This window comes from Promicromonospora aerolata (assembly GCF_042682255.1).
In the GTDB taxonomy this organism is placed as follows: Bacteria; Actinomycetota; Actinomycetes; order Actinomycetales; family Cellulomonadaceae; genus Promicromonospora; species Promicromonospora aerolata.
This window is the reverse complement of the sequence record NZ_JBHUHF010000001.1, coordinates 1632730-1645599: the sequence shown is the minus strand read 5'-3', so window position 1 is coordinate 1645599 and position 12870 is coordinate 1632730. Positions and strand designations below refer to the sequence as shown.

9 protein-coding genes and 1 pseudogene are annotated in these 12870 nt (G+C 71.8%); 8 read left to right on the top strand and 2 right to left on the bottom strand.

The window, feature by feature from the left end; genetic code table 11:
* Nucleotides 1-2 precede the first annotated feature (2 nt).
* Nucleotides 3-833, bottom strand: coding sequence for an SDR family NAD(P)-dependent oxidoreductase (locus ACFSL2_RS07515; RefSeq protein ID WP_377197254.1), 831 nt, complete (start codon nt 831-833; stop codon nt 3-5).
* A 63-nt stretch (nt 834-896) separates the two neighbouring features.
* On the opposite strand from ACFSL2_RS07515, the gene ACFSL2_RS07510 reads away from it, so the two are divergent.
* The 5 genes and pseudogenes from ACFSL2_RS07510 to ACFSL2_RS07490 all read left to right on the top strand — a co-directional run bounded on the left by ACFSL2_RS07510 (nt 897) and on the right by ACFSL2_RS07490 (nt 7030).
* On the top strand, nt 897-1493 hold the full coding sequence (locus ACFSL2_RS07510) for a TetR/AcrR family transcriptional regulator (protein WP_377197253.1): 597 nt from the start codon (nt 897-899) through the stop codon (nt 1491-1493).
* Nucleotides 1494-1554: 61 nt separating this feature from the next.
* Nucleotides 1555-2151, top strand: coding sequence for an RNA 2',3'-cyclic phosphodiesterase (gene thpR / locus ACFSL2_RS07505; RefSeq protein ID WP_377197252.1), 597 nt, complete (start codon nt 1555-1557; stop codon nt 2149-2151).
* Nucleotides 2152-2505: 354 nt separating this feature from the next.
* Nucleotides 2506-3572, top strand: a pseudogene (gene pheS, locus ACFSL2_RS07500) (phenylalanine--tRNA ligase subunit alpha).
* A 1-nt stretch (nt 3573) separates the two neighbouring features.
* On the top strand, nt 3574-6144 hold the full coding sequence (gene pheT / locus ACFSL2_RS07495) for a phenylalanine--tRNA ligase subunit beta (RefSeq protein WP_377197251.1): 2571 nt from the start codon (nt 3574-3576) through the stop codon (nt 6142-6144).
* Nucleotides 6137-7030: an SDR family NAD(P)-dependent oxidoreductase gene (locus ACFSL2_RS07490; RefSeq protein ID WP_377197250.1), complete on the top strand. Its 894-nt coding sequence runs from the start codon at nt 6137-6139 to the stop codon at nt 7028-7030. The genes pheT and ACFSL2_RS07490 overlap by 8 nt, the downstream gene beginning before the upstream one ends.
* Before the next feature lie 122 nt (nt 7031-7152).
* Here the strand turns inward: ACFSL2_RS07490 and ACFSL2_RS07485 are convergent, their stop codons facing one another.
* Nucleotides 7153-7692 (bottom strand): GDSL-type esterase/lipase family protein, encoded by a 540-nt coding sequence (locus ACFSL2_RS07485; protein WP_377200782.1) that lies wholly within the window; start codon nt 7690-7692, stop codon nt 7153-7155.
* Nucleotides 7693-8591: 899 nt separating this feature from the next.
* On the opposite strand from ACFSL2_RS07485, the gene ACFSL2_RS07480 reads away from it, so the two are divergent.
* The 3 genes from ACFSL2_RS07480 to ACFSL2_RS07470 all read left to right on the top strand — a co-directional run bounded on the left by ACFSL2_RS07480 (nt 8592) and on the right by ACFSL2_RS07470 (nt 12869).
* Complete coding sequence (locus ACFSL2_RS07480; protein WP_377197249.1) at nt 8592-9851, top strand: hypothetical protein; 1260 nt, start codon at nt 8592-8594, stop codon at nt 9849-9851.
* A gap of 73 nt (nt 9852-9924) precedes the next feature.
* Entirely contained in the window at nt 9925-11823 is a 1899-nt protein-coding gene (locus ACFSL2_RS07475; RefSeq protein WP_377197248.1) for a glycoside hydrolase family 15 protein, read from the top strand.
* Nucleotides 11823-12869 (top strand): glucose 1-dehydrogenase, encoded by a 1047-nt coding sequence (locus ACFSL2_RS07470; protein WP_377197247.1) that lies wholly within the window; start codon nt 11823-11825, stop codon nt 12867-12869. Before ACFSL2_RS07475 ends, ACFSL2_RS07470 begins: the two co-directional genes overlap by 1 nt.
* The last annotated feature ends 1 nt before the right edge of the window (nt 12870 follow it).

The window sequence follows — 12870 nt, the reverse complement described above, 5'->3', positions numbered from 1 at the left end:
CGTCAGGGGTGTGCCGGAGCGGCTGGGGTCGCGGACGTGTTGCGTGAGCGGGCGCTGATCATGCCGGAGAGCAGCACGGCGCGGCGTCGCGTGAAGAAGCGCCCGAGTCCTGCGGCCAGCGCGTTGCGCCGGCCGGAGACGAGGCTGGGTCGGCGGTTGCCCCGGTCCAGCGACCGCAGGCCCGCCTCGACGACCTGTTCGGGCGTCTGGTAGCTCCCGGCGTACGCGCCGCCCGCGAGGTCGTCGAAGAACTCGGTGCGGGTGAGTCCGGGCGCGAGGGACAGCACCCGGAGACCGCTCGACCGGGACTCGAACCAGAGCGCCTCGGTGAAGCTGAGGACGAAGGCCTTGCAGGCCGAGTAGACGGCCATGTCGGGCCCTGGCGCGTAGGCCGCGAGGCTCGCGACGTTGACCAGGATGCCGCACCCTGCCTGCCGGAGCGGCTCGATGAACGCCCGTGAGATGTCGACGAGATTCGCCACGTCGACGGCGATCTCGTCGCGCAGGCGATCCGGGTCCTCCTCGTGGAACGGGCCGTCGGTGCCGAAGCCGGCGTTGTTGACGAGCCCCGTCACGGTGAGGCCGCGCGCCGCGACCTCACCGGCGAGCGCCGGTCCGGCGCCGGGTCTGCTGAGGTCGAGGGCGATCGGGGTGGCGCGTACGCCGTGGTCGCGCTCGAGCTCGCTCGCGAGGTCCTGCAGGCGGTCGAGGCGGCGGGCGACCAGGATCACGTCGGAGCCGCGCTTCGCGAGGGCCCGTGCGAAGGCGGCGCCGATTCCCGAGCTGGCGCCGGTGACGATGGTGCTCTGAGCGGTGAAGTCTATGTCGGCCATGCTGCACTGTAGGCAGTACTGTGCACTCAGTGCAAGCACTGGCACCGCAGGTAGGATCGAGGCATGGATGCGACGCCTGATGCTCCGACGCTGCGTGAGCGGACTCGCCGCGCGGTCCGTGCCGAGATCACGGACACGGCTCTCCGCCTGTTCGCGGAGCAGGGCTTCGACGCGACCACCGTCGATCAGATCGCGGCTGCTGCCGGGATCTCGCGGAGATCCTTCTTCCACTACTTCGGCAGCAAGGAAGACGTGGTCCTGGGTGACCTCGAGGCGCTCGGGCTCCGGGTGCGCGAGGCGCTCGAGGCGCGCCCGGCGGCCGAGACGTCGTGGGAGGCGCTGCGCGAGGCGTTCAAGAGCCTGCAGGGTCCCGACACCGACGCTGCCTCCGAGCTGCAGATCGCCGGCATGTACGCCGACGCGCCCTCGCTCCGCGCGCGGCACCTCGAGAAGCATCTCCGCTGGCAGGAGCTGCTCGCCCCCGACATCGAGCGGCGTCTGGGCATCACCCCCGGGCCCACGGCAGACCATCGCGCCCGTGCCGTCATCGCCGCCGCGCTCGCGTGCCTCGACACGGCCGTCGAGGCCTGGCGTGCGTCGGGCGGTACGGCCGACCTGGTGCAGCTGTTCGACGAGGCCGTCGCGGCCGTCCGAGCCTGACCGGCGCGGCTCGCGACGGGACCGGCGCCCGCCACGAGAGCCCCGCGCCTAGGATCGTGACGTGCGGTTGTTCACGGCGGTCATCCCGCCCACCAGCGTCAAGGACCATCTCGGGCTCGCCATCGACGGCGTACCCGCCTCGCCTCGCTGGGTCCCACGGGAGAACCTGCACATCACCCTCGCGTTCTACGCCGACCTCCCGGAGGGTACGGTCCCGGAGCTGCGCGAGGAGCTGGCCGACGTCGCCCGGAAGCACGCGCCCATCGACCTGCGCCTCCGGGGTGCCGGCTCGTACGGTGCCCGCGTCCTCTGGATCGGCGTCGACGGGGGGACGCGCGCCCTGCATGACCTGGCGACCGACTGTCTGGCCGTCTCGCCCCGTGAGGTGCCGGACGATGTCAAACCGCACCGTGCGCACGTCACCGTCGCGCACGCGCGTGCCGGCCAGGTCAGGCCCCCGCGTGGGCGGGACCGGTGGGGCAAGCGCGCGGGGAGCGAGCCGAGGTCGGCGCTGGAGCCCGCCGCCCAGGCGCTGTCCGTGTACGCGGGACCCGACTGGACGGCGGACTCGTTCGCCCTCGTCGAGTCCCGCCCCGGCGAGGGGGCGCAGGGCGGCCCGCGGTACACGGTCGTGGAGGCCTGGGCGCTCGAAGGCTGAGCGGCTGGGGCGTTGTCTCCACGGCCGGGGCCAGGGCCGCCCCGGCCGTGGAGACAACGCAGACGGTACGCCGACCCGCTGACACTCGAAAAAGTGTGCCAAGCGCACGCCATCGAACGCGGCGAATCCACGTTGCCGGTCCGTGTCGGAGCATGGAATGATGGCCGCATGCAGCTACTGACCCGCCGATTTATGCGGCCCGCCACGGGCCGTGCGGCGAGCGCTGCGTACGGGCACTGAGCTGCCCTGTGGACAACGCGTCCTGAGCCCTGGCGGGCACCTAGACTTCATCTGCCGGCACAGGCCCCCAGGCAGGGGGCCGGGTCGGCTCCCGAATCCGCCAGGAAGGCAAGCATGTCCACGCCCGATGAGAAGGCACCCATCGATCCGCTCGACGAGGCGGCGCTCGACGCCGCGGTCAAGGCCGCCCTCGACGACATCGCCAAGGCCGGCGACCTCGACGCGCTGAAGGCCGTCCGCACCCAGCACACGGGGGACCGCAGCTCGCTGGCTCTCGCCAACGGGGGATCGGCGCGCTGCCCGGCCCGGACAAGGCGAGGGCCGGCAAGCTCGTCGGTCCGCGTCGCGGGCAGCTCAACCAGGCGATCGCCGCCCGGCAGACCGAGCTCGAGGCCGAGCGCGACGCACGCGTGCTGGCGGAGGAGACGGTGGACGTCACCCTCCCGGTCCAGCGCACGACGCCCGGTGCCCGGCACCCGATCGAGCTGGTCCAGGAGCGCATCGCCGACTTCTTCGTCGGCCTCGGCTGGGAGATCGCGGACGGCCCCGAGGTGGAGGCCGAGTGGTTCAACTTCGACGCGCTGAACTTCGGCCCGGACCACCCCGCGCGCCAGATGCAGGACACGTTCTATGTCGCCGGCGACGGTGACGACGACTCCAACCTCGTGCTGCGTACCCACACGTCGCCGGTCCAGGCCCGTTCCCTGCTGGAGCGTGGCGTGCCCCTGTACATCGCGTGCCCGGGCCGCACGTTCCGTACGGACGCGCTCGACCAGACCCACACACCGGTGTTCCACCAGGTCGAGGGCCTCGCGGTCGACAAGGGCCTGACCATGGCGAACCTGGTGGGCACGCTGGACGCGTTCGCCCGTGCGATGTTCGGTCCCGAGGCGAGGACGCGCCTGCGTCCGGCGTTCTTCCCGTTCACGGAGCCGTCCGCCGAGATGGACCTGTGGTTCCCGCAGAAGAAGGGCGGCGCCGGCTGGATCGAGTGGGGCGGCTGCGGCATGGTCAACCCGAACGTCCTGCGCGCCGCCGGGATCGACCCCGAGGAGTACACGGGCTTCGCGTTCGGCATGGGTATCGAGCGCACGCTCATGCTGCGCCACTCGATCGCGGACATGCATGACATCGTGGAGGGCGACGTGCGCTTCTCCACCCAGTTCGGGACGGAGATCTGAAGTGCCCCTCATCGTGAAGGACTGGCTCGCGGACCACGTCGAGGTGCCCGCGGACCTCACCGCAGAGCAGCTCGCCGCCGACCTGGTCAAGGTCGGCCTGGAAGAAGAGGCGATCCACGGCGCGGCCGTCACCGGCCCGCTCGTCGTGGGCCGTGTGCTCGAGATGCACCCTGAGCCGCAGAAGAACGGCAAGACGATCAACTGGTGCCAGGTCGACGTCGGCCCGGAGCACAACATCGACGGATCCCGTGGCATCGTCTGCGGCGCCCACAACTTCGCGCCCGGCGACCTGGTGGCCGTCGCGTTGCCCGGCACTGTGCTGCCCGGACCGTTCCCGATCGCCGCCCGCAAGACCTACGGGCACGTCTCCGACGGCATGATCTGTTCCGTCCGGGAGCTCGAGATCGGCGACGACCACGACGGGATCATGGTGCTGACGCGGCACGGTTTCGCCGAGGAGGACCTCACCCCCGGTCAGGACGCCGTCGCGCTCCTCGGCCTCGGCGAGGAGGTCCTCGAGATCAACGTGACCCCGGACCGCGGGTACGCCTTCAGCTACCGCGGCGTGGCCCGCGAGTACGCCCATTCCACGGGAGCGAAGTTCACGGACCACGGCCTGGCCACGGGGGCGGAGCCGGCTCCGACCGCTGACGGCTTCGAGGTGCGGGTGCAGGACGACGCGCCGGTCAACGGCGTCGTCGGCTGCGACCGGTTCGTGACCCGCGTCGTGCGCGGCATCGACCCCTCCGCCCCCACGCCCGCGTGGATGCGGCATCGGCTCGAGGGCTCCGGCATGCGGTCCATCTCCCTGGCCGTCGACATCACGAACTACGTGATGCTCGACCTGGGGCAGCCGTTGCACGCCTACGACCTCGCCAAGGTCTCGGCCCCGATCGTGGTGCGCCGTGCGGTGCCCGGCGAGCACCTCACCACGCTGGACGACACGAACCGGGTGCTCGACGCCGAGGACCTGCTGATCACCGACTCGCCCGACGGCGCAGGCAGCCGCGTGCTCGGCCTCGCCGGTGTGATGGGCGGTGCTTCCTCGGAGGTCGGCGGCACCACGACCGACGTGCTCGTCGAGGCGGCGCACTTCGACCAGATCACCGTGGCCCGCACGTCCCGGCGGCACAGGCTGTCGAGCGAGGCCGCCAAGCGGTTCGAGCGCGGCGTCGACCCGCTCCTGCCCCCCGTCGCGGCACAGCGCGTGGTCGACCTCCTCGTGGAGCTGGGCGGCGGAACCGCCGACACCGCGGTGAGCGACCTCGACACCACCGCAGAGACGGCCCAGCAGAAGCCGATCCAGCTCAAGGTCACCGAGCCCACCCGGCTCTCCGGCGTCGAGTACACCCCCGAGCAGGTGCGCAGCACGCTCGAGGAGATCGGCGCGACGGTCGAGGCCACCTCGGTGGTCGAGCCCGTCGAGGTCCTCACCGTCACTCCGCCGACCTGGCGCCCGGATCTCACCGATCCGGCCGACCTCGTCGAGGAGGTCGTACGCATCCAGGGGTACGACCAGGTGCCGTCGGTGCTCCCGTCCGCGCCGGGTGGCCGCGGGCTCACGGCAGAGCAGCGGACGCGTCGCTCCGTCGCGCGTGCGCTGGCCGAGACCGGATTCGTCGAGACGCTCAGCTACCCGTTCGTCGGTGCGGCCGAGTACGACGCCCTCGGTCTGCCCGACGACGACCCGCGGCGCCGCTCGCTCCGCCTCGTCAACCCGATGGCCGACGACAAGCCGCTGATGCGGTCGAACCTGCTGGTCACGCTGCTGGACACCGTGCGACGCAACGTGTCGCGCGGGATCACGGATCTCGCGGTGTACGAGATCGGGCTGGTGACCCGTCCGGCCGCGGACGCTCCGGCCGCGCCCACCCTGCCCGGTGGCGTGCGACCTACCCCGGAGCAGCTCGCGGCGCTGGCCGCGGCGGTCCCGGACCAGCCGCGTCGCGTCGCCGGTGTCCTGACCGGCAAGCGCGAGCTCGCCGGCTGGTGGGGCAACGGTCGCGCCGCGGGCTGGGCGGACGCCCTCGCAGCTGCCCGCCTGGTGGCGGAGCGTGCCGGTGTCGACGTCGTCGTCTCCGCTGACCGCGACCACATGCCGTGGCACCCGGGCCGTTGCGCCCGTCTCGAGCTCACGGACGGCACGCTGGTCGGCCACGCCGGGGAGCTGCACCCCAAGGTCGTCGAGTCCCTGGGCCTGCCTGCTCGTGCGGCGGCCTTCGAGATGGACCTGAGCGCCCTGGTCGCCGCGGCGTCGGGCGAGCCGGTCGTCGCAGCATCCGTGTCGGCGTTCCCCGCAGCCAAGGAGGACTTCGCCTTCGTGGTCGACGGCGACGTGCCCGCCGCAGCGGTGCGCTCGGCGATCGTCGCCGGTGCGGGCGAGCTGCTCGAGGACCTGGCGCTGTTCGACGTCTTCACGGGTGAGCAGGTGGGCGAGGGCAAGAAGTCGCTCGCGTACTCGGTCCGCCTGCGCGCGGCGGACCGGACCCTGTCGGCCAAGGAGGTCCGTGCGGTGCGCGACGCCGTGGTGGGTTCCGCCGCCGACAAGGTCGGAGCGGTGCTCCGTGGCTGACGTACCTCCGGCGGGTGCAGCCGGCGGCGCCCCGGTGCTGCCCGCCGCACCCCCGCCGGCTCGCACCGCGCTCGTGACGGGCGCCTCGCGCGGTATCGGGCGAGAGATCGCGCTGAGCCTGGCGCGGCTCGGTGTGGACGTGGCCCTGCTGGCGCGGGACGCGGCGCGGCTCGAGACCGTGGCCGAGGAGGTCCGCGCCACGGGATCGACCGCGGTCGTCCTCGCCACGGACGTGTCCGACCCGGCGGCGGTGCGCGCCGCCGTCAGGCAGTGCGAGGACACGCTCGGCTCGATCGACCTGCTCGTCAACAACGCGGGCGCGCTGGAGTCGGAGCACCCCCTGTGGGAGGCCGATCCCGACGAGTGGTGGTCGGTGTTCGAGACCAATGTGCGGGCGCCGTTCCTGTTCAACCGCTATGCGGTGCCCGGCATGATCGAGCGTGGCGGGGGCCGGGTCATCGATCTGGCCTCCGGGGCGAGCTCGCACGAGATGGTGAGCGACAGCTCGGCGTACAACGCGAGCAAGACAGCCCTCGCCCGGATGGGCGCCAAGCTGCACGACGAAGGCTTCGAGCACGGGATCCGCGTCTTCGAGCTCGCACCAGGGGTCGTCAAGACGGACATGTCGACCAGCATGTCGCTGCACGAGGGGCGCACCGACTGGACGCCGGCCGAGCGGGTCACCGACGTCGTGAACGCGATAGCAGCCGGGGAGCTCGACATGTGCTCGGGCTGGTTCCTGCGTGTCTCCCACGACACCCCGGCGTCGCTCAGGGCCTGTGCCGAGCAGGTCGCCGCCGAGGGGACCGCACGAACCGCGCGGCGGTTGCGGGTGCTCCCCGCGGGGAGCGACGACCCGCTGGCGGACGCCCTGACTCAGCGCTGACCCAGCGCCGACCAGAGCCGGGAACCCGGAACCTCCGGATCCAGAACCCCCACCGGCGGCCCCGCCGGCGACGCGCGAGCGCGTCGTCAGCGGGGCCGCCGGTCTGCGGGGAGTACGTCCGGTCAGAGGCGACCCAGGGGGATGGACCGGGCGATCGCCGTCTGTCCCGCGATGTTGGCGTGCACACCGTCGCCGCTGTCGTAGGCGGGCCGGATGGAGTTCGGGTTGTCGGGGTCGCGCAGCACCCGGTCGAAGTCGAAGACGCCGTCGCAGGTACCGGAGCAGTTGTCGCCCGCCCGCACGAACTCGTTCACCGCGGCGCGCTGCACGTTCTGTTCGGCCGTGTATCCGGGCCGCGGGGTGATCGGGGTGACGAACACCTTGATCCCGGCCGCGTGCAGCCGGGCGAACGTGTCGCGATAGGCCGCCACGATCGCATCGGCGCTGCAGTTGTTGCCGATGTCGTTGGTGCCGTAGTAGTAGATGACCGACTTCACGTCGTGCAGGGCGAGCACGTCTCGGTCGAGGCGCGAGACCCGTCCAGGCCGCCGCCCCCGCACACGGGCGATGCCGTGGTCCCGGAGATGCCTTCGTTGACGACGGCGACCTGGCGCTTGTCCGGCCGCTTGTCGATGACCCGCTGTGCGAGGGTGTCGGTCCAGCGCTGGAACACGGCGGGCGGCGGGCAGCCGGTCCCGCAGTTGTTCGCGCCGACCCCGTCGACCACGGAGCTGCCGTAGGCGACGACCGTCCCGGAGAGCTCGGGATCGTAGACGTCCACCGCGCTGACCAGGTAGGTCCAGCCGTGCGCCTCGGGAAAACCGGCGCCCGAGGTGTCGGTGGTCGCGTTCCCCGCGCCTTCCGGCGAGAAGTAGTTGGTGCGTCCGGCCAGGTCGTGGAGCATCATCCGCGTCGGGTTCGCCAGGTAGAAGCTCACCACCAGGTCGTCCATGGCCGTGGTGGCAAGGTCTACCGGGTCGCTCCAGACGTCGCCACCGGCCGGGATCGACACGGACTCCGAGCCACCGAAGGTCACGGTACGCAGCGTCTCCGGCCGGATGGCGGCGCCTCCCGCGCTCAGGCCTGTCGTGGTGGCGTCGACGACCAGCGGCTCGGTGCCGAACTGGTTCTGCAGCCGGACACGCAGGGACGATCCGCCCTGGGTGAGCCGGGTGATGATGCGCACCGACCGGTTCTCGAACGTCTCGGGGCTCAGCCCTGAGCTGCGCTGCTGGGACTGGGTCCAGGAGGTCGACCAGTCGTCGTCCGGCGCGCTCACCTTGGCCGCGGCGGTCCCGCCGGCGGTGGCGCCGAGCGCGACGATGAGGGTGATCAGGGCACGTGCGAGTTTACGGAACGTCATCGGTCCACCCGTTTCGCTGCTCGAGTCTTCGTCGATCGCGTACGTGGCGTGACGGCAGGGTGTCGCGCCAGATGGAACCTAAGGTCCGAGCACCCGGCTGTCAACGGCTCAGAGGGCTGGGTCCACGATGCTGGCGCGAACGCACGGCTGCTCCGTACGGTGTGCACGCAGCCGTCCCTTCACGCCAAGGAGACCACCATGCGCCATCGTCGTCGACCCGTGCTCGCCGTCGCGAGCCTGGGACTGTGTGCCCTGCTCGCCTCCGCCGGCCTGGCGGTCGCCGCGGAACCTTCGGGCGGAGCGGCTACGGAACCTTCGGCCGGAGCGGCCGCGGCGGCCGTGACACCGCTCACCGCGAGCAACTTCCGCTACACGCTGTCCGAGACGCCGTCGTCCCTCGTCAGTGCACTCGACGCGGCGCTGCCGAACGTCTCGATGAGCACGGTGGCCGACGACGGCAACCGAACCCCGAGCTGTGGCAGCGCGCCGTCGGTCACGCACCGCACCGCCTACTACTGCTGGAACTCGGGCGACCAGGGCACCAGTGCCTGGTACCCCCAGGGCATCACGACCAGCTCGGACGCGTACGGCTCGGGCACCTACGAGGGCAAGCGCATCAACCTGGTGAGCTGGTACGACCATGCCGACGACGGCATCGACAAGGGTGTCCGGATCAGCGTGTCGAACCTGTCGGCGAGCGCCGCGGCCCCGCCGTACCGGCACATCCTGCTGGTGGAGCCCAGCGGCACCACGGGCTCGCCGTCGTACGAGCCGGTCGACATCCATGCCGGCGGCATCATGTGGTACGGCAACCTGTTGTACGTGCCGGACACGAGCGGTGGGTTCCGCGTGTTCGACCTGGACCATCTGTGGCGGGTCTCGACCGGGGACTCCTCGGCGGTGGGCCGGCAGCGTGACGGCTCGTACCACGCGTTCAACTACAAGTACGTGTTACCGCAGACCGCGAGGTTCACGGACTCGACGGTCGGCGGGTACGCGCAGCTGCGGCACTCGTCGGTCTCGTTGGACCGGACGAGCACGCCGGACTCGGTGATCGTGAGCGAGTACCGGAGTCCGTCGGACGTCGACGCGGGTGCTCAGGTGCGTACCGTCCGGGTGCCGATCGACTACCGGGACCGGTATCTCAAGCCGGCGTCGGACGGCATCGTCAAGGCGACGGAGGCGTACCGGACCGACCTCGAGAGCGTGCAGGGCTCGACGGCCGTCGATGGCGAGTTCTTCTTCTCGCAGAGCGACGGCTCGGACCACTCCAACCCGAACTCGGACGGCGACCTGCACACGTTCGCCGCGCCGTCGGGCGCGCTGGTGCGGCACGGCAACGCGCTGACCGTGGGAGCGGAGGACCTGTCCTACGACCCCACGCGCGACTATCTGTGGTCGCTCGGTGAGTATCCGGGCTACCGGTGGGTGTACGCGGCGGACGCCTCGTCGTTCTGATCCGTCCGGGTGGGGGCATCGGGTTGCTGTCCTCATCTGGTCGCCCGCGCACCTCGCACATAGTCTGAGAGCGATGACGAGCCGAATTGAAGATTACGGAATTGTCGGAGATCTGCAGACCGCAGCACTGATCGGCCGCGACGGCGCGGTCGACTGGATGTGCCTGCCCCAGTTCGACTCCCCGGCCTGCTTCGCCGCGCTCCTTGGGGAGGAGCAGCACGGTTCGTGGCGTCTCGGGCCGGAGTCGGGCGGTGAGTGCACCAGCCGGAGCTATCGGGACGGCACCCTCGTCCTCGAGACGGAGTGGGACCTGCCGGAGGGCCGGGTCCGGGTGATCGACCTGATGCCGCCGCGCAGCGACCAGGCCGACCTCGTCCGGATCGTCGAGGGGATCAGCGGCGAGGTCCCGATGACGACGACGTTGCGGCTGCGGTTCGACTACGGGCACGTCGTGCCGTGGGTCACGACCGAGGGCGACGGGCTGCGGGCGGTGGCCGGTCCCGACTCGGTGCGCCTCGACACGCCCGTGGAGGTGGCGCACGAGGGCGTCGCCGACGGCTCGGTGCTGAGCGCTCGCTTCACCGTCGGGCCGGGCGACCGGGTGCCGTTCGTGCTGACGTACCACGCGTCCCACCTGCCGACCAAGCCACCCGTCGAGGCGGAGTCGGCACTGCGGGAGACCGAGGAGTTCTGGCGGTCGTGGCTCGCGAAGTCCACCTACGCCGGCCCGTGGGCCGACGCCGTGCACCGGTCCCTGATCACCCTCAAGGCGCTGACCTACGCCCCGACCGGTGCGATCGCGGCGGCGGCCACGACGTCGCTCCCCGAGGAGATCGGCGGTTCGCGGAACTGGGACTACCGGTTCTGCTGGTTGCGAGACGCGGCGTTCACGTTGCAGGCCCTCCTCGGAACCGGGTTCATCGAGGAGGCAGGCGCGTGGCGGGCGTGGCTCCTGCGCGCGGTGGCCGGGGACCCGGCAGACCTGCAGATCATGTACGGGCTCGACGGACGGCGGCGGCTGCCCGAGTACACGATCGACTGGCTGCCCGGGTTCGAGGACTCGGGCCCGGTCCGGATCGGCAACGGAGCGGCCGGACAGCTCCAGATCGACGTCTGGGGCGAGACCCTCGATGCGCTGCACCTCGCGCGCGAGGCGGGGCTCGCGAGCGACGAGGAGGCATGGGCCCTGCAGAAGGCGCTCCTGGAGTACCTCGAGGAGCACTGGGCCGATCTCGACAACGGGCTCTGGGAGGTGCGCGGCCCGCGGCGTGCGTTCGTGCACTCCCGGGTCATGGCGTGGGCCGGGTTCGACCGGGCGGTGCGCGCCGTCGAGGAGCACGGGCTGGACGGGCCCGTCGAGCGGTGGCGGGCCGTGCGCGACCGTATCCACGCCGACGTGTGCACGCACGGCTTCGACGCCGAGCGCAACACGTTCACGCAGTTCTACGGTTCGGAGGGCCTGGACGCCGCCCTGCTGCTGATCGGGCAGGTCGGGTTCCTGCCCTGGGACGACCCGCGCGTCATCGGCACCGTGGACGCGGTCCAGCGCGAGCTCAGCCAGGACGGGCTGCTGCTGCGCTACCACACCCATGCCGACAACCGGGTGGACGGCCTGCCGGGTGAGGAGGCCACGTTCCTGGTGTGCAGCTACTGGCTGGTCGACGCCCTGCACGGGATCGGCCGCATGGACGAGGCCGTGGCGCTGTTCGAGCGCCTGCTCACGCTGCGCAACGACCTCGGGCTGCTCAGCGAGGAGTACGACGTGCGCTCGAGGCGACACCTCGGCAACACGCCCCAGGCGTTCAGCCACCTCGGCCTGGTCAACAGCGCACTCCGGCTCAGCCGTGGGGTCACGGAGCGCGACGTGGAGTCGGGCGTGGAGTCCGGTGCGGCCGACCGCGTGGCCGTGCCCGCCGCCGCTCCGCGCCCCGGTGCGCCGGCTGCCCGTCCGTCCACGGAGGAGATCGCCTGATGCGCGCCCTGACCGTCGTCCCGCAGGCCCCGGGCACCCTGGCCGTCACCGACGTCGACGAGCCGGCAGCCGGTCCGGGAGAGCTCCTGGTCGACGGCCTCGCCGTCGGTGTGTGCGCCACGGACCGGGAGATCGCCGCGGGCGAGTACGGCTGGGCCCCGCCCGGTCGGGAGCGCCTGGTGCTCGGGCACGAGTCGCTCGGCCGCGTGCGTTCGGCGCCGGACGGCTCGGGCTTCGCGGTCGGCGACCTCGTGGTGGGCGTGGTCCGCCGTCCGGACCCGGAACCGTGCGGGGCGTGCGCCCGGGGCCAGTTCGACATGTGCCGCAACGGCAGGTACACCGAACGGGGGATCAAGGCGATCGACGGGTTCGCCTCCGAGCGGTGGACCGTCGAGGCCGACTACGCGGTCCGGCTCGACCCGGCGCTCGCCGATGTCGGGATGCTGCTCGAGCCGACCACCGTCGTCGCCAAGGCCTGGGAGCAGATCGAGCTGGTCGGGCAGCGCGCGTGGTTCGAGCCGAAGGTGGTCCTCGTGACCGGTGCGGGCCCGATCGGCCTGCTCGCCGCGCTGCTCGGCGTCCAGCGCGGACTCGAGGTGCACGTGCTCGACCGCGTCACCGACGGGCCCAAGCCGGAGCTCGTCGCGCAGCTCGGCGCCGAGTACCACACCGAGCCCGTGGCCGACGTCGCGACCGCGCTCGGCCCCGACATCGTGATCGAGGCTACCGGCGCGACCCAGGTGGTGGTCGACGTCCTGTCCGCGAGCGGCCGCTACGGCGTCACCTGCCTCACGGGCGTCACGTCGGCGGGGCGCACGATCGAGTTCGACGCCGGCGCGCTCAACCGGCGGATCGTGCTGGAGAACGACGCGGTGATCGGCTCGGTGAACGCCAACCTGACGCACTACCGGGCCGGTGCCGACGCCCTGGCGCGGGCCGACGCCGGCTGGCTGAGCCGCCTCGTGACCCACCGGGTGCCGCTCGAGGACGCCGTCGAGGCGTTCGCGAGCGAACCCGGCGGGATCAAGACGGTGCTGGAGCTGTGAG